Here is a 16,490-nt window from a genome sequence, read left to right as displayed (position 1 = left end):
CATTCACCCCCTTATGATTAAAAGCTCCAATATATATATCCACTTTCTTCTATGATTTCTTGGTCAAATATATTCTTTATATCAATGATGATATGCTTTGTGTGCTGCATTTGCGGTTTTAACATCTTCTTTAACTGTTTTGGCTGCAAGTCTTTGAACTGCTTGTGCGCTACTAAAAACACAAGGCAGTCAGCATCTCGAATATCTTTTATTTCTACAAGTTCCATACCTAGTTCTGTTTTAAAATCAAGTTTATCGACCACAGGATCTACTACTTTGAATTGTATCCCATACGACGCAAGGCTTTTGCAAATATCTACGGCTTTTGAATTACGCATATCCGGGCAATCTTCTTTAAAGGTAATTCCCATGATATAAATATTAGACTGCTTTATATCCTTGTCATTTTGGATCATTTTTTTTATAAAATTATCAGTTACATAAGTCCCCATATTATCGTTAATTTTTCTACCTGCCGAGATAATCTGTGAATGATAACCAAGCATCTCAGCTTGATAAATAAAGTAATATGGATCAACCCCTATACAATGACCGCCGACCAACCCCGGATAAAAACCCAATGCATTCCATTTTGTATTCATGGCGTCAATTACATCTTTTGTTCGTATTCCTATGCGATCAAATACCATTGACAATTCATTCATAAAGGCAATGTTGATGTCCCTTTGGGCATTTTCAGCCAATTTTGCTGCCTCTGCCACTTTAATGCTTGGTGCTTTATAAACACCCGCATGAATAATTAGTTGATAGATCGCGGCAATATTTTCAACTGTTTCCTCATCCATACCAGAAACAATCTTTTTAATGTTCTCAAGCCTATGAACTTTATCTCCTGGGTTAATCCTTTCGGGAGAATATCCTATCTTGAAATCTTTGCCGCATTTTAAAGTCGACTCTTTTTCTAAAATAGGTACACATATTTCTTCTGTAACCCCTGGGTAAACAGTGGACTCAAAAATGACAATACTGCCCATAGATAAATTTTGACCGATAATCGTACTAGCATTTACAACAGGAGCCAAATCTGGTGTCTTATCGCCATTAATGGGTGTGGGCACAGTGACAATAAGAACTCTGGCCTCTTTTAACCTTTCAGCATCCGCAGTAAACTCTATTTTTGTATTTTTAAGTTTTTCATTACCAATTTCATTAGTTGGATCGATGCCTTGTTTGTAAACGTTAATCTTTTCCTTGTTAATATCAAATCCTATTGTTTTGACTTTATCTGAAAATGCAGCAGCTAGTGGCAAACCCACATAGCCAAGGCCAATGACTGCTAAAAAATTTCTTTTTGTCTTTATCCCCTCAAATACTTCCAGATTCATTTTATCACCTACTTTCAGAAGTAATGAGTCAGTTGACTCCACCAGGATTGGCTTTTTTCCCTTGATATTTTGTCTGACAAATTATAGTACTCTATACCAGCTGTAAAGTTTTGGGCTAACGTGTAGTTCATCCCTAAACCATAGCCTTTAAATCCTTGCATACGTCCCCCTAGGCCATTCATTCCATGTGCAATATAAGTTTCACTAGACTGATTATAATATTTAGCAAAAATATCGTAAGTTCCAGGACGATATGTTTTTAGGTCACCATACTTAAAACTAAAGACATAGCCATCACTATCTCCCCTGCTGTCTTTCAAGCTAGCATCCAAGTACATAGCACCTACACCAAAATTACTAAAATTATAATTACCGCCTATAGTCAAAATTGTATTTTGTTCACTCGCACCAGAGTCTTTTTTATAATGATAGACGCCTGCTTCTAAATCGTAATCATAATCACTATATTTCGCTGTAGCTACGTATGTCTCTTTGGTATAATCGGTTTGCCCATGGCTAAACGTATATTTAAGAGGGCCTGTAAAGTCAAATCGGGCGCCCTTATAACCACTGTCGTAAATATTACCATCTGCCATCAGATATCCGAACGACCCTATAGTTGCACTTGATTTTCCTACCTTCCCCGCTGCATAAAGACGTGAGAGTTTAAAGAAATTATTATAATTCGATATGCGCTTTTGCCCTTCTAAGAGAGCATAGGCTTGCCAGTCTTTGTTTATTTCACTATTCGCCCCAAGATAGACACGAATTCCCGATGAATCTTGTCCTAAGCGGCCATCACCATTGTTCGCTGCGTGATGAATGCGAATATTACCATTAAGATTGACCTTATTCTTAGGCTGGTTTTGGCCGTTACCTACATTCATCAAATCATCAATGATCTCTTCATATATATCTGGTGTTAAACCTTGTTTGTCCGATTTTGGAACTTTAGCTCCAACTGAGCTAGCGTGAGGTTTAGTTGCTGATTGAGTATTTGCTGAATTTGGATCAATTCGCCCAGGATTAAGAACAGCCCTATCGCCTGAATTTACATCTGCATCAAATATAATTTTGGTTGTAAGTTGAGCAACTTCATAAGCAAAATTAGCTTTAGCTTTCTCAATACTTAAATTGGGATCACTGACAACTTTGGTCGTTATCTTTGACATTTGATATGCAAATTTATCCTGTTGGCCAATAGGTATCATTGGCATAACCTTGGCTGTAACCTTCGCGGTTGCATATGCATACTCTGCTTTAAACTTTTCTATGTCTAATTCAGAGGATGATACAATTTTTGCAGTAATTTGGGCCATCTCATATGCAAATTCAGCTTTTGCTTTTTCTGCTTCTTCGTTTGACACAACAGAAAGATTAGTAGGTTTGCCCGATGCATAAGCTATGGTTCCCTTAAATTCCCCGATAAAGAGATTTCCTGCAGTAATACCAATAATCGTTGCCATTGCGCACGATAATATCGAAAGCTTTTTCAATTAACCTCACCGCCTATGCAGATATCTTCTGGCAGACTTTACTATCCTAGAGTTCTAAGGAATTAAAAATTATCTATTAAAAATTATCTTTAGAAAATTAATACAAACAATTTATCCTTTATTTACTATATTTAAGGGGCATAGTCCTTCTGTCCCAGGACAAATAACCTATATTTTTTTGGGAAATTCAACAAAAAAATAGGTTATTTGCTAATTAAACAAAAAAAACCGGCAATAATCCCAAAAATCATAGGATTACGACCGTTTTGTTATGGTTAAATTTATACTTTCAAATATATACAAAATCCTTATAACTATCACTGTCATTAGCTTACTTAATTAATAGCTAGCTTAATAATTCCCGAACCCTGAGTTATATCTTTTTTACGAACTCAGATTTCAACTTCATAGCTCCAAAACCGTCAATTTGACAGTCAATATCATGATCTCCCTCAATTAGCCGGATGTTCTTAACCTTTGTTCCCATCTTTACAACTGATGAACTTCCTTTAACTTTAAGATCTTTAATTACCGTTACGGAATCACCATCATTTAATACATTTCCATTTGCGTCTCTTATAACTTTTTTATCTTCATTTGTTTCGCTTTCAGAACCTGCCGTCCATTCGTGCGCACATTCTGGACAAACCAGCAGACTACCATCTTCATAAGTATATTCCGAATTACATTTGGGGCAATTTGGTAAATCAGACACGTTTCATTCTCCATTCTATTGGTTTTTTTAACCCTAATATACTAACACAGTTCCCTCAGTTTTACAAAACACCAAGTCAAGCAGCATTTTGTAAGTACTAACACTTCAAATTTGCCAAAAGATAGCTCTAAACAGCCATCCCTTTTGATACTCTTCTACAGTTTTCCAAGTAATTATTGAGTGAGTTTAGTGGTATGATGCTATGCTTGACGTATTATAATTACTCTAGTAGAATAGCCCTAAATCAAACTAATTCGGAACTACATAATAAAGATCGTTACATTTGTAGCGATCTCAGGAATTTTTTAAGGCTGGTGAAGATATGTTAAAACATTGGAAGCCGTATATTGTTGGTGCATTCACTATGTTTATAGTGTTAATAGGTTTTTATGTTTTCTTTGTCGACCCAAAAGAATCTACGATGCATTCTTCGCCTAAATCCATTCAAGCAAATATTCCTTCTGATTCCGTTACTATCACACCCTTACCAACTTTAAGAATTATCCGTGGTGAAAGAGTTCCTTTTGAAGGAAAAGTTGAACTTAAACAGGCAATAGCAGGTCTTTTTGCGCAGGACTTAGTTGTTGTTAATTTTCAGGTGACAGGAGAAAACTCTGAAAAATCTTTTATAAAAATCGTTTGGGAGAATGGCGAAGTCGAAAAGCTATATCCCGGAACTACTAATAAGATATTTTCACCATCCAGAAGAGCAGTCGAGATTACAGTAGTAGGCTATAGTATTCATGAAAGACGTTTATTTAAAGATTCAAATAGAAAAGGTACTCTAACGTGGGAAATCCGGTACGATCCGGTTGAAAATTCCCCAGTTAAACCTTAATAGGTAGATGTTGCGTACCTTACTAGCTATTAATGTACGCTTTTTAATATTGCTAAATATATGCCTGTGGAAATATAGGTTGGCTTCTTCGGAATATAAGCTAGGCATGAACTCCTTTTCACAAGAGTTCATGCCTAGCTTCATTATTTGAACTTAATAGTATCCGATTGGCTATATACCATACTGTCTATGGCTCCAGCAAACTTCAGATCGTGCCGGACATATTTTCAAATCGTATTCTACTAAAACAATACTCCGACAGTAACTGCAGCCATGCCTGTTAAAGCGGCATAGTCAGTTATGCCTAGTGCTACCTGAGAGCTGAAACTGCATCTTTCCCCACCAAATCCACGTAGCTCCATACTAAGGGCCATTGTTTCTGATCGACTGATAGCCCTTAATACTAGCGGCTTAACAATGGACAGATAATTTATTATCCGTTTAAAAATATTACCTTTTGTACTATAGCCCCTACAAGCCTGGGCTTCTTGAATTGTCTGACTTTCGTTTAGAAAATCAGGCACAAACCTTAAAGCGCTAGTGAACATAAAGGCATATTCATAAGGGATGCGGCATTGACTAACCAATGCGGCTGTTAACTCCTGAACCCGAGTTGTTGCTAGGACCAAAATAAACACCATAGCCATTGCCATCATTTTTAAGCCTGTTATCAATGCGAGTACGATATCATGCACAAAAACATATTGAATAACAAATAAGATAACTGCGAATAACGCTAAAAAGGCAGTAGCCTTATACGTTTTGATTTCAACCCGCCCTATTACCATCAGGATGAGCTGGGCAGCTACAACTAGCGACAATGACAACGGTGAAGAAAGCGCAACTGCCCATATCGAAACCATCATTGTAAATATTATCTTAGTCAACGGCGCTATCTTACCCATTTATTCCGCTCCTTCCCACTTCTTTCAACTCTAAAACTAATTTATCTATTGTCGCGGCAAAAGGGACCCCGTAGTTAGACAACCTATGAGAAACTGCAACAGCTACAGGCTTTCTCAATCCCCATTTTTCAATTGGATAAGTCCTGAATAGCTCAAGTGCTAAGCCGTCATATACCTTAACACCCTCACACATAACTATTGTTCTCTCTGCCCTTTCTGCCAAAATACTCATATCGTGGGTAATAATCATAATCGCCAGCCCTTCTGAATGCAGCTGATCAAGCAACGCTAGAAATGCGTTCTTATCTTGCTGATCCTGACCGCTTGTCGGCTCATCAAGGATTAGCAGGCGTGGCTTCATTGAAAGAACCGAAGCCAGAGCCAGCCGTTTCTTTTGGCCTTTCGATAGTGAAGCCGGATATGCCGTCTCAAATCCATCAAGACCTACCTTAACCAACGCTTCTTTAGCATACTTTATCGCATCGACCTTCGGGATTCCAATTTGCAAAGGTCCAAAAGCAGCTTCTTCGATAACAGTATCGTGAAACATTTGCCGAGAAGGATTTTGAAATACATACCCAACGAAACTGGCCATATCAGCAGGCGAGTAATTCCTTGTATCCACACTCTCAAAAGTAATTTTCCCTTTTACTGGTTTTAATAATGACATAATCAGACGTGTCAAGGTTGTTTTGCCGCTGCCATTGCGGCCAGCCACTGCTATATATTCTCCCGGCTGCACTATCAAAGAAAGATTAGTTAACACCGGACAGCCTTTATGATAGGCAAAGCTCACATCATTGAACTCAAGCACTTTTCTCAGCCTCCTTGCTACGAACGCAATGAAGCAACTCATTAGCTGCTTCTTCACTCGTACTCCAGTCGCTAAAGCATAGTGAATCAGTTTCTAGTCCCAATTTAAGCTTCCACAGTTCCGGTAAAACGCAAGCATACTGCTGTTTTATCCCCATATATTGTAGGACTTCGGCCGGAGTTCCCTTTTTTTCTATCCTGCCATTTTCGAGAAGTATAAAGTTTGAAGCATATGGCAAGGCAAGCGATAGATCGTGCTCTACTACCACAATAGTCAGCCCGTGATCTTGATTAAGTTGATAAAGAAGTTCGTATAGTTCGCAAGCACCTTCTGGATCAAGGGCGGAGGTGGGATCATCAAGAACAAGAATACTAGGCTTAGTAGCAAGAACCGATGCAATCGCCAATCGTTGTTTTTGTCCGCCTGATAATGCTGCTGTATGCTGTCTTTCTTTTCCGGACAACCCCACCATTTGCAGAGCTTCCTTAACTAGTCTGGCGATTTCTGAGCACTCAACCCCTCTATTTTCAAGGCCAAAGGAGACTTCTTCCTCAACGGTAAGGGTTACTAGCTGGCTTTCATAGTCCTGCATGACAAGTCCTACAGTATTTGCAATATCACAAATTCCAGATTCGGTAGTTTTTAGAGAGCCAACAGTTACATTTCCTGCCATAGCACCACCAAAATAGTGAGGAACTGCTCCAGCAATTGCCATACATAACGTAGTTTTTCCGCTTCCGTTAAAGCCAGTTAATACAGCAAATGATCCGCTCTCAATTGTCAAGGATATACCCTCTAATGCCTGTTCGACTGACTTAGGGTAGGTGTAACTTAAATCATCAATTACTATTTCTGACATGCTGGCCTCCATTAGCCTCAAATAATCTTTGTGCTGGAAGATAAAGCAGTTGTGTAATCACGGTGTTAATCGCACCAGTAATAAAGACTACGGGAAGCATACCATACAAGTAGGCTTCTAATGGCAGGGAAAGTACTATTTTAAGAATTCCCGTAAAAACTAGACCGCTGCAAATAGTACTTAAAAAACCAGTTACCGCAGGACGTATGTTCATCTGACCCAGTTTAATTTCGAATGCAGCGTTGACAATGACAGCGCAAACTACTGCTCCAACAAGTTCACTCGCTAAATTACCATAAGGAAATGCCGATTTTGAAAAAGGAATATTAACAGCTCCAGCAACCAGACCAATTCCCGCTGACTGCCCCAAACTTGGACGAATAAGATTTATAGCAATGCAGTACATGGCAATGGTCCAGTTGGGTGTTATCCCCGCTACACCAGGTGTTACCATTTTTAAGATAGCACCAATTGCCAGCAATAAAGCAGTCACTGCTACCCAGCGGTATTTTCCTCCCTTAGCTTGATAGTAGACCACTTCTTGTTTCTGTTCCATACCATTTCCTCCTTAAAATTATTATGTTTGAAAATGCAAAAAACCCCTCGCCACTACTAATGTAGGGACGAGAGGTCAAAACGACTCACGCGATACCACCCTGATTGACTATAAAAAATATAGCCCGCTCATGTTAAGGTACGGGACAGCTATGTCCGATACCTCCTTCCTATATAACGGCGGAAGCCTCCGGCAGCACCTACCCCAGATTTCTGGCTCGGACTGCATCTCCCAGGCCCATTCCACACACCGATCGGTGCCAATCTTCCACCAACATTGGCTCGCTGAAACCCTCTTAATATGTGTACTCTTCCTGTTCATCAAAGATATTACCTATGCATTTGTAAACAGTATAATATTATTTAAGTACAAAAGTCAATTGTTTTTGTAACCTATTAGAGTACAGCACTTCTGATTGACTACTCTATCGTTTTATATAATTGACTTTTATCAAGAAACGAAAAACTGTCTCAATTAATATTGAGACAGTACACATTAACAGCTACTTGAAAGACTTATCTTCATTTCTTTATAATCTTTAAAACTCTCTAAGACACCATTAAGCGCCTTTTCAACATTCACAAGAGAAACAGTCTGCGGATTATTTTTATTGCCTAAATGCATATCAAATCCGAATACTTGCCTCTCTTCAATTATGTAAGCTCTATTATTCCCAATATTAATATTTGAGATTACTTTGTTCTGAAACAATCTGTTCGCTATCTCTTCATATAACTTCATATTTGTGCTAACTGGATCTTTAGTGTCAATTTCAACAGAAAATATTTTATACGTAATATCACCACATGCTGTACACATTTTTGGCACATCCTTCATTATAGTTCTCAATAATAGATACATTTTATCATTAATGATAATCGTTTTCAACGGTTTGGAGAAAAATAAATATTACTTTTATAATGTGTAAACAACAAGAACCTCACCAATCAGCCGAGGTTCTTGTTGCCTATTATGATACTATAAATTAATAGTTTACTTGCGAGGAGTCATTTTAAAGCGGTATACCTCAGAAATTTCTTTAGTATAGCCAGGATAGAAGCCCTTCACCATACCAAGAACGATGCGAGATCCTCGGTTGAAGAGAACTAACATGTCGCCAGTCTTAGGATCAATGTTAAGTCCCTCAATTTCTCCTTCTCTCTTAACATCATAGAAGCTTCTTTCTTTATGGACATCTGCGTAAGGAAGGTCGGTTATGTCTGCACGATAAAGGGTATCAGGTGATTTGTCATCAGCGATACCATCATCAGCTGTCATATAGATTGAGCCTTTGTAATAGTAAATACCTTGGACATATTGAGGAGCTGGTTTTAGGTGTACTTTGCGCAGGAATTTGCCGGTATCTAAGCTATATTCATACAGATAACGGCCGCTCTCTTCGCCAACCCAAGAGCACATCCATACACTTCTTTTTACTGGGTCAACAGTAATACCGGAAACTTCTAACTGACCGCTGGCTGGTTCAAAATTGAATGTGCGTTTCAGTTTTAAAGTCTTGGCATCATGAACAGCAATTTGGATGTCCTTGCCAACCCCGTCAATGAAGTTTTCTGCACCAGTGTAGATTTCGCCATTGTAGACGTCAATATCGCCGAAGTGGTTAGAAGGTAGCGGATAGCCTTCAAATGGGTTTGTGTTAGAAGCAACAAGGTTCCAGTTTCTGTCATACTTGTATAGAGCTTTACTTGCACTTACGTAGTAAAAATCACCATCAGTTGTAATACCTTGGCGGCCTTTAACCTCGACTGTGTCTCTTAGTGTGTACTCATACTTAGGCAGCTGCTCCGAGTATTGGGGTGCCTTCTTGGCAAAAGCACTGCACGTGAAAATACTTAAGCTTAGAATTACCAGCAACATAGTATAACGTTTTAACATAATTACCCTCCTCTTCCTACTCACCAACAACTTTCATATAAATTAAGGCCCTATAATTAATTATTACCTAATTTGTGGGATTCGGAAATAGGGAAAACAACTGAAATGTTACTAAGAAATTCTGGAGGGCTATCGGAATAAATCCTACTAAATTTATATGGTCATAGTTTTGTATTTACCAATGTCATTGACTCTTTCGAGTTAAAGCTAGCAAACATGCTATTTATGCGACTGGTATATAAAGGATATCAATGAATATTATATTGTGCTTGTCTAGTCCATTGATTACAAACTATAATAAGCCTAGAGTGAATATTATGATAATATAAGTTAATCTTTATCAACCTACTGCAAAAAGCTGGAGGCGTGAATGTGAGCGAACAAAAAATAGTAACACTAACACCACAACCAAAGTGGGATAAGAAAAAAATAGGCTTGCTTCTTTTTGCTATATTTTTTTTAGCAGGAGCAATTGCATTTCAGTTTGCTGCTAGTAAGGTACGGCAAGCAGCGGAGCAATCACTGCTTGCACGAGCAAACGCATCTGTCAATGGTCAGATTATAGTCGGTGGAATTGATTTGTCGATCCTCGGTAATGTAGAAGCTAGAGAGGTTCAAGTGCTGGATAAGACCGGAACACTACTAGCTAAGATACATAGGGCAAAAATCAGTTACAATTGGGGTGATTTGATCACAGGGCAGCTAGGACCCCATTTGATAAAAGCTATCACCTTAGACAACCCTGAATTATGGGCTAACTATCATGATAATCGCTCAAATTGGGATGATTTGTTTAAAAAAGAATCACAAAATAAATCTATATTCTCTGGGTTGGTGAAAATTGAAAACGGCAAACTACATCTGAAAACAGCGTTTTTCGAAAAAACCGTCGAGCAGTTGGCTGGTACACTTGATTTTAAACAAGAAAATAATATTAGCCTTACTGCAAGCGGCAAAGTAGACCAGGCTATCCTTAAAATTGAAGGTCAACAGCAAACCAACGGAAGCTCGGACATTGTACTGTCGGGAGAAGGAATGGAGCTTACTAAATTAGGGTTAACAGCAGGTGATGACCCTATAAAGATAACTGACGGTAAACTTGATGAGTTAAAGATAGAAATTAGTAATGATATGTTAGATGGCTTAATAGTCAAAACGTTAACTGGGCGGTTTTCCGGTGTCAATACTGTAGGAACGCTAGTGCTTAATCAAGGTAGTGCTAAATTTGAAAAACAAGGCAGCGCGATGATATTTAGCAATGGAGAAGCCCTATATAAAGGCCAGAATCTAGCAGTTTCAGGACAAGTATTAACCGCACCCACAGGCCAAAAAACATTAGATTTTGACATCCAGATGCCTGCCGGCGATCCATCCACTCTTGTGCCAAACTTACAAACTGAAGGGAATCTCTCGGTGCAAGGCAAAGTGACAGGCTCCGTCTTTTCACCAGTAATGAACGGCAACTTTTCCTTAGGAAGTATGCAATTTGGCAGTATGGTAATCAATCATATCAATGGCTCTTTCTCATATACCCCAGAAATGCTAAAACTGATCTCCGCTAAAGGCTCCACAATTGGCGGCTCTGTTGCGGCCAGCGGCGATATTGATCCTGATACTGAACAATACAACTTAGCAGTCTCAGGAAATGGCCTAGATTCATCACAGTTAACAGTAAAAGATGTTAAAGGTCCCTTATCTCTCTCCGGAACGGCAATTGGTTCGGCTGAAGCAGCTACAGTACAAGGAAATTTCACTATTAATAATGGCAGCGCATACGGAATATCATTTCGAAGTCTTACAGGCACATTTATAAAAAAAGGCTTGGCAGAAGCCGAGGTCAGCAATTTAGCTATCAAAACAGATCTAGGAACCTTTTACCCTGAACAGTTAAGTCAGCATATGATGGATGAGCTTAATGAACGCAACCTGCCTACAACACGCGCTCAAGTGAAAGAAAAAGTAAAAGATAGGGTCACAGAAAAAGTAATTGAAAAGCTATTCCGTTAACACATATTTCGGCAAAATCCATTGCTTTATATACTATTTCATGTCAAGGCTATTAAACTCTAAGTAAAAGGCTTATCAGACTAATTTAAAAAGTTGATAGGCCTTTTTGCTATTCTTTATTGTATTCTCACCTTCCTTTTATACTTTACATAGTATACAACAGGGTAAATCAAGGGGGAGTTTATTTTATGGCCAAACACAGCTATCCTAAATGCCCGACCCCATCAATTTCTAAATCATCACTTAAATATATAGTCGATGTACCAATTAACCTAGCCAAATCCCTAGAAGGTAAATATTTCGTAGGCTACGCTGATAACCTAGTCTTTGGCCAAGGTAATAGCGCCTGGGCTGCACTATACAATCCAGTTAATTCTGGTGTGAACCTGCACGTAACTGTCTGGACAGTAAGTGATGTGTCAGAATCAACATTTCGAGCTCAAATCTGGTTTAATACCGATCCTCCTGGTAATCCCAAAATATCCTCATTGGTTACGACCTCCAATCTAGCTCTATGTCCCCTTCGTAATCCGAAAGTAATGCTTCAGTATGCCTCAAACGTTGAGGGTGAACCAGTGGGCGGAATTAAAGCTTTTGTCCGCCGCGGTCAGCCAGAAAGCACGATTGTTGATGATGAGCAAGGAAAATTTATCTTTCCGCCTGGCGGTTCTTTTCTTATTTTCTTATCTAATCCGGAGTCACCAGAGTTAGAGACCGCCGGGCGAATTGCCTTCGGTTGGTGGGAAGAACCTATTTGTTCTGTATAGTCCGCACAACGCCAACCCTTGCATATCTCAAAGTCGAGCATTTTTCATAGTATTATTTTTTGGCACCCATGCCGGTAGATCTAAAACAAAATTACAAAAGAAATAGCCAGCCTCTTATGTTATATTTTAACTATACAACATAAGAGGCTGGCTATTTAGTTGCTTATATTATAGCGATTGTTCTTTGTGTTATTGCAATGCTTTGCCAACAATAAAGAATACTAGAGTATTTAATGAAAAGCCGACTAAAGACAAAATCAAGAGAGGTTTAGCTTGATGCTCTACTTTATACATGCTCCAAGCAATTACGGTATTCATTCCAATAATTAGAGTGTGAAGAATAAATGGAAAAATTCCTATGCCTAATGAGTATAAAGCAACTGTAAAGAAATATTTCATAAATGAATTATTCGCTCCGACTAGTGAAAAAAACATTGGTGCAATAAAGAAGAAAAGAATGTTGCACGCTGTAATTGCAATTGCAAATTTTCTCATAATAATCTCCCCCCAAATATTATTCTATATCCTAATTATACCATAGGTTGTGATAAATTTCACTTATTTCTCTAAATAAAATTATAAAAAAATTGCTCATTTTAGTAAAAAAGCTTAACATGTAAATATAAAATCAACAAAATCCTAATTATCTAAATCGCTCATGTATTAGGCATTCCTAAAAGAGCAAACAAAAAAAGCTCAACCTCTACTTGAAATAAGGTTGAGCTTTTTGACGCATTTACGCTTGTTTCTTATTACGAAACTGAACAGGCGTCATCCCAAATTTTTTTCTAAATAATCTATTAAAATGTTCAACGTTTGGGTATCCTACGCTGTCCGCAATGTTTTCGACGGTCATACTTCCACTCTTTAAGAGAATACATGCCTTGTTCATCCGAATATTCCTGACAAGTTCCCCAAATGTACCACCTGTTTTCTCTTTTATATATTTAGATAAATATGGGGAAGACAAATGCATTTTTGCCGACAATTCCTCCAAAGTGACAGTAAGATAATTCGTTTGAATATAGTTCATCACTTCGTTTATTCTTTCATTCCTACATTTGCTATCTTCCTGAATTTCATCTAGTTTATTGATAGCAACCACAAGAGCATCAATCGAAGATTTTATAATATCATTATCAATTCCAACTCCCCAGTATACTTTGCGGTCACTGCTAACGCCAATATAGGATACGGCTTTTGATGACGATCCACTAGACATCGCATGCTCTTCATAGAAAGCTAATTCATAGCTAATTCCAAAATATTGTTTAATTGCGTTACTAACAGCATCCAAGCGCCCATTTCCACTTCCAACTATCGTTCTAATCTTACCGGAATGGCATATTGTAACTTGTGCCATTATGCCGTCAATTTGCTTAAAGCTGCAATCTACAATTTGAAAACACGGGTTATTATTGACATATTTATCTTCAAAAATTTGATATACCCACTGTGGTGATAATTCCTTATGTTCCTTATCAGAAATCCCTTTAACAGTGTAACCTACTTCCTCTTGCATCTTAACAGGAATAGTCATCCCATAGTTTTGCTTAAGGATATAACTTATACCGCCTTTTCCAGACTGACTATTAATTCTAATGACATCAGATTCGTATTCCCGCCCGACATCTTTAGGATCAATTGGAAGATACGGGACAGACCATATTTCGCTTTGCGTTTCATTCCTGTAATTCATCCCTTTTGAAATCGCATCTTGATGCGATCCAGAAAAGGCCGTAAATACAAGTTCACCTGCATAAGGCTGACGAGCATGAACCTGCATTCTAGTTAATCGTTCGTATTTTTGGCATATCTCAGGCATATTGCTGAAGTCAAGCTGAGGGTTAACACCATGAGAAAACATGTTCATTGCCAGTGTGATAATATCTACATTCCCTGTTCTCTCACCGTTTCCAAATAGCGTTCCTTCAATTCTGTCAGCACCTGCAAGCATTCCAAGCTCTGCATCGCATACGCCGGAGCCCCTATCATTATGTGGGTGAAGACATAAAATAACGGAATCCCTGTACTTTAAATTTTTATGCATAAACTCAACCTGACTTGCAAACACATGAGGCATTGCGTTTTCTACTGTTGTCGGCAAGTTAATGATTGCCCTTTTATCTGGAGTAGGTTTCCATACATCGAGTACGGCATTACAAATCTCTAGTGCATAATCTACTTCTGTACCCGGAAAGCTCTCCGGACTGTATTGAAATGAAAACTTGCCAGTTGTCTCGGCTGCTAGTTTCTTTAGTAATTCGGCACCATTGACCGCAATTTGCTTAATTTCTTCCTTACTCTTTCTAAAAACCTGCTCACGCTGAGCAACAGAAGTAGAGTTATATAAATGAATTACAGCATGCGGCGCTCCCTTAACGGCGTCGAATGTTTTCTTAATGATATGCTCCCTGGCCTGGGTTAACACCTGAATAGTTACATCTTCGGGAATCAATTTTTTCTCAATCAAGGTTCTTATAAAGTTATATTCCGTATCTGATGCTGCCGGAAAACCTACCTCAATCTCTTTGAAGCCCACGTCCACTAGCAGCTGAAAAAACTCTAATTTTTCCTCTAAGCTCATTGGCTCGATAAGGGCCTGATTCCCGTCTCTTAAGTCAACACTGCACCAAATTGGCGGTTTTTCTATATGATCCTTTTTTACCCAATCATAAGATACCTCAGGCGGCATGAAATATGCTTTTTGATATTTATTGAAGTGTTTCATTATATCCTCCATTCTGACCCGCATATGCAAAAAAGTCTTTCATCTCCTCATCGTAAAAACGAACTATAGAGACGAAAGACCAAGCTCCCGCGGTACCACTCTATTTTATGAAACATACACTCATCAGCACTCTAAATGCCTATCCCGATAACGAGGGATTCCGTCATGACCTACTATATTTCAGCCAGAAGCTCCAAGGTGAGTTCACTGCATTGCTCACACTGTTTCGCATCAACCAACAGCTTTCTGAAATCACGTTGCAGTTATTATTCCTTTTCACAGCTTTTCAGATAAATAATATTTTTAAATGATACTTGCTAAATTAATCAATTAACACTTAACTTAATCTCAGTATCTATGTTGCTAATTTATCTAATAGTAACATACATTTCTAATATGGCGCAGTGATAAATTTAATCATTTTTATTGATCTTTTTTATTCTCATCACCATGCTAGACCATCTTTACTACCCTTACCACCTAATAAACATTTGCTTTGATCTAAAAACTGCCTACTAAGTCAAATTAGTAGGCAGTCGCTTTATATCTATTTAAATTCTCCAACAAAACGCTTAGCTTCTTTACCAAAAAGAGAATAAGCACTTGTTATCAATATTGATAGCCCGACATCAAGGTACTCTTTCACAGTTTCCCCTGGTCGCACTACAGTCCCTAAGGCTTTGCCTGATTTTCGACCTTCCTTTATAAAAGTTTGATATGCTTCTTGTACTCGCGGATGTTTCCCTTGTCCAGGTACCCCAAGAGATTGAGACAGATCTGTGGTGCCTAGTATAGCCCCGTCAAGTCCATCAACTGTGAGAATATCCGCCAAATTCTCTATAGCAATACTGTTTTCAATTATAGCAATAACAACTGTTTCTTTATTAGCTTCGATTACATACTCTGAAAGAGACCTGGACATTCCATAGTCAGATGCCCTTACCGCATTAAGTCCTCGGCAGCCCTGCGGATAATATTTTACTGCCCCAACTGCCCTTTCAGTTTCTTGTTTTGTTGAGACTCCAGGCAGTATAACTCCCATTGCCCCGATATCCATAAAGCGTAGGATGGTATCCGGCTGACAATTTGGCACCCTAATTAATGGTACGGTATTACGGACCTCGGCCGCTCTAACAAGTTCCTCGCATTCACTTGGCGAAAGCGCCCCATGCTCAGCATCAATAAAAACAAAATCAAATCCAGCAAGACCACATATCTCTACTAAAGCTGGATGAAAACCTTGAATCATACAACCCGCTACCGGCTCACCCCTATAAAGCTTGTCTTTTAGTAGATTTTTATACATTCACTTATCCCTCGCAAATTGATTTTATGCTGATTTATTCCCATATAAAAATAACATTTAAATTCACAATTCAAAAATCAAATTTTTATATGCATATTTAAAATTGCGTAAATAAAACAAAACTCCTGCTAGTTACATAATCTTCAGGAATTTATCAACCAAACTTTGTTAACTGCTTAATAGCAAATGCTCACACTTTACTTAACAACTTAATATAATACAGTACCGTGTCATAAAAATTCAAAGGAGTTGGC

Annotated in this window: 15 protein-coding genes, 1 pseudogene and 2 other annotated features; of the genes and pseudogenes, 3 read left to right on the top strand and 13 right to left on the bottom strand. The window is 38.3% G+C overall.

The annotated features are described in order from the left end of the window. Positions 1-17: 17 nt before the first annotated feature. From V6C17_RS13665 to V6C17_RS13655, 3 genes are all read right to left on the bottom strand, one after another. Complete coding sequence (locus tag V6C17_RS13665; protein WP_333523208.1) at positions 18-1,340, bottom strand: nucleotide sugar dehydrogenase; 1,323 nt, start codon at positions 1,338-1,340, stop codon at positions 18-20. A gap of 20 nt (positions 1,341-1,360) precedes the next feature. Further along, a complete protein-coding gene (locus V6C17_RS13660; protein ID WP_333523122.1) occupies positions 1,361-2,842 on the bottom strand; it encodes an S-layer protein in 1,482 nt (493 codons plus the stop codon). Between the two features lie 373 nt (positions 2,843-3,215). Further along, positions 3,216-3,557, bottom strand: coding sequence for a zinc ribbon domain-containing protein YjdM (locus V6C17_RS13655; RefSeq protein ID WP_333523121.1), 342 nt, complete (start codon positions 3,555-3,557; stop codon positions 3,216-3,218). Positions 3,558-3,879: 322 nt separating this feature from the next. Here V6C17_RS13655 and V6C17_RS13650 point away from each other — a divergent pair, with 322 nt between their 5' ends. Beyond that, complete coding sequence (locus tag V6C17_RS13650) at positions 3,880-4,395, top strand: hypothetical protein (RefSeq protein ID WP_333523120.1); 516 nt, start codon at positions 3,880-3,882, stop codon at positions 4,393-4,395. Positions 4,396-4,637: 242 nt separating this feature from the next. Here the strand turns inward: V6C17_RS13650 and V6C17_RS13645 are convergent, their stop codons facing one another. From V6C17_RS13645 to V6C17_RS13620, 6 genes are all read right to left on the bottom strand, one after another. Next, the gene (locus tag V6C17_RS13645) at positions 4,638-5,300 is read right to left on the bottom strand and encodes an energy-coupling factor transporter transmembrane component T family protein (protein ID WP_333523119.1); all 663 of its coding nucleotides are present in this window, start codon (positions 5,298-5,300) and stop codon (positions 4,638-4,640) included. Further along, positions 5,293-6,114 (bottom strand): energy-coupling factor ABC transporter ATP-binding protein, encoded by an 822-nt coding sequence (locus V6C17_RS13640; RefSeq protein ID WP_333523118.1) that lies wholly within the window; start codon positions 6,112-6,114, stop codon positions 5,293-5,295. The genes V6C17_RS13645 and V6C17_RS13640 overlap by 8 nt, the downstream gene beginning before the upstream one ends. Further along, positions 6,107-6,973 (bottom strand): energy-coupling factor ABC transporter ATP-binding protein, encoded by an 867-nt coding sequence (locus tag V6C17_RS13635; protein WP_333523117.1) that lies wholly within the window; start codon positions 6,971-6,973, stop codon positions 6,107-6,109. The genes V6C17_RS13640 and V6C17_RS13635 overlap by 8 nt, the downstream gene beginning before the upstream one ends. After that, the gene (locus tag V6C17_RS13630) at positions 6,954-7,529 is read right to left on the bottom strand and encodes a tryptophan transporter (RefSeq protein ID WP_333523116.1); all 576 of its coding nucleotides are present in this window, start codon (positions 7,527-7,529) and stop codon (positions 6,954-6,956) included. Before V6C17_RS13630 ends, V6C17_RS13635 begins: the two co-directional genes overlap by 20 nt. Positions 7,530-7,589: 60 nt before the next feature. Continuing rightward, positions 7,590-7,859: a binding site (T-box leader), on the bottom strand. A gap of 165 nt (positions 7,860-8,024) precedes the next feature. Next, positions 8,025-8,366, bottom strand: coding sequence for a hypothetical protein (locus V6C17_RS13625; RefSeq protein ID WP_333523115.1), 342 nt, complete (start codon positions 8,364-8,366; stop codon positions 8,025-8,027). A gap of 156 nt (positions 8,367-8,522) precedes the next feature. Continuing rightward, positions 8,523-9,425 carry a hypothetical protein gene (locus tag V6C17_RS13620; RefSeq protein WP_333523114.1) on the bottom strand — a complete coding sequence of 301 codons (903 nt, stop codon included), beginning with the start codon at positions 9,423-9,425 and terminating at the stop codon, positions 8,523-8,525. A 372-nt stretch (positions 9,426-9,797) separates the two neighbouring features. Between V6C17_RS13620 and V6C17_RS13615 the strand changes: the two genes are divergently transcribed. Together V6C17_RS13615 and V6C17_RS13610 are read left to right on the top strand one after the other, a co-directional pair. Further along, positions 9,798-11,432, top strand: coding sequence for a hypothetical protein (locus V6C17_RS13615; RefSeq protein WP_333523113.1), 1,635 nt, complete (start codon positions 9,798-9,800; stop codon positions 11,430-11,432). 188 nt (positions 11,433-11,620) lie between these two features. Then, positions 11,621-12,199: a DUF6143 family protein gene (locus V6C17_RS13610; protein WP_333523112.1), complete on the top strand. Its 579-nt coding sequence runs from the start codon at positions 11,621-11,623 to the stop codon at positions 12,197-12,199. A gap of 189 nt (positions 12,200-12,388) precedes the next feature. Here V6C17_RS13610 and V6C17_RS13605 read toward each other — a convergent pair whose 3' ends face one another. From V6C17_RS13605 to V6C17_RS13590, 4 genes and pseudogenes are all read right to left on the bottom strand, one after another. After that, the gene (locus V6C17_RS13605; protein WP_333523111.1) at positions 12,389-12,694 is read right to left on the bottom strand and encodes a hypothetical protein; all 306 of its coding nucleotides are present in this window, start codon (positions 12,692-12,694) and stop codon (positions 12,389-12,391) included. Between the two features lie 241 nt (positions 12,695-12,935). Next, entirely contained in the window at positions 12,936-13,175 is a 240-nt protein-coding gene (locus tag V6C17_RS13600) for a helix-turn-helix domain-containing protein (RefSeq protein ID WP_333523207.1), read from the bottom strand. 108 nt (positions 13,176-13,283) lie between these two features. Then, a pseudogene (locus V6C17_RS13595) lies at positions 13,284-14,930 on the bottom strand (2-isopropylmalate synthase); the annotation flags it as partial. 64 nt (positions 14,931-14,994) lie between these two features. Then, positions 14,995-15,219 (bottom strand) — a binding site (T-box leader). A gap of 258 nt (positions 15,220-15,477) precedes the next feature. Next, on the bottom strand, positions 15,478-16,236 hold the full coding sequence (locus tag V6C17_RS13590) for an HpcH/HpaI aldolase family protein (protein ID WP_333523110.1): 759 nt from the start codon (positions 16,234-16,236) through the stop codon (positions 15,478-15,480). Between the last annotated feature and the right edge of the window lie 254 nt (positions 16,237-16,490).

Source organism: Dendrosporobacter sp. 1207_IL3150, assembly GCF_036763085.1.
Taxonomy (GTDB): Bacteria; Bacillota; Negativicutes; order DSM-1736; family Dendrosporobacteraceae; genus JBAIYU01.
This window is presented reverse-complemented; position numbering and strand designations above follow the sequence as displayed.

What these genes read in the sequence shown, in the direction of transcription:
- V6C17_RS13650 (WP_333523120.1), top strand. Translation starts at nt 3,880, where the DNA reads ATGTTAAAACATTGGAAGCCGTATATTGTTGGTGCATTCACTATGTTT.
- V6C17_RS13645 (WP_333523119.1), bottom strand. Translation starts at nt 5,300, where the DNA reads ATGGGTAAGATAGCGCCGTTGACTAAGATAATATTTACAATGATGGTT.
- V6C17_RS13635 (WP_333523117.1), bottom strand. Translation starts at nt 6,973, where the DNA reads ATGTCAGAAATAGTAATTGATGATTTAAGTTACACCTACCCTAAGTCA.
- V6C17_RS13630 (WP_333523116.1), bottom strand. Translation starts at nt 7,529, where the DNA reads ATGGAACAGAAACAAGAAGTGGTCTACTATCAAGCTAAGGGAGGAAAA.
- V6C17_RS13625 (WP_333523115.1), bottom strand. Translation starts at nt 8,366, where the DNA reads ATGAAGGATGTGCCAAAAATGTGTACAGCATGTGGTGATATTACGTAT.
- V6C17_RS13620 (WP_333523114.1), bottom strand. Translation starts at nt 9,425, where the DNA reads ATGTTAAAACGTTATACTATGTTGCTGGTAATTCTAAGCTTAAGTATT.
- V6C17_RS13610 (WP_333523112.1), top strand. Translation starts at nt 11,621, where the DNA reads ATGGCCAAACACAGCTATCCTAAATGCCCGACCCCATCAATTTCTAAA.
- V6C17_RS13605 (WP_333523111.1), bottom strand. Translation starts at nt 12,694, where the DNA reads ATGAGAAAATTTGCAATTGCAATTACAGCGTGCAACATTCTTTTCTTC.
- V6C17_RS13600 (WP_333523207.1), bottom strand. Translation starts at nt 13,175, where the DNA reads ATGCATTTGTCTTCCCCATATTTATCTAAATATATAAAAGAGAAAACA.
- V6C17_RS13590 (WP_333523110.1), bottom strand. Translation starts at nt 16,236, where the DNA reads ATGTATAAAAATCTACTAAAAGACAAGCTTTATAGGGGTGAGCCGGTA.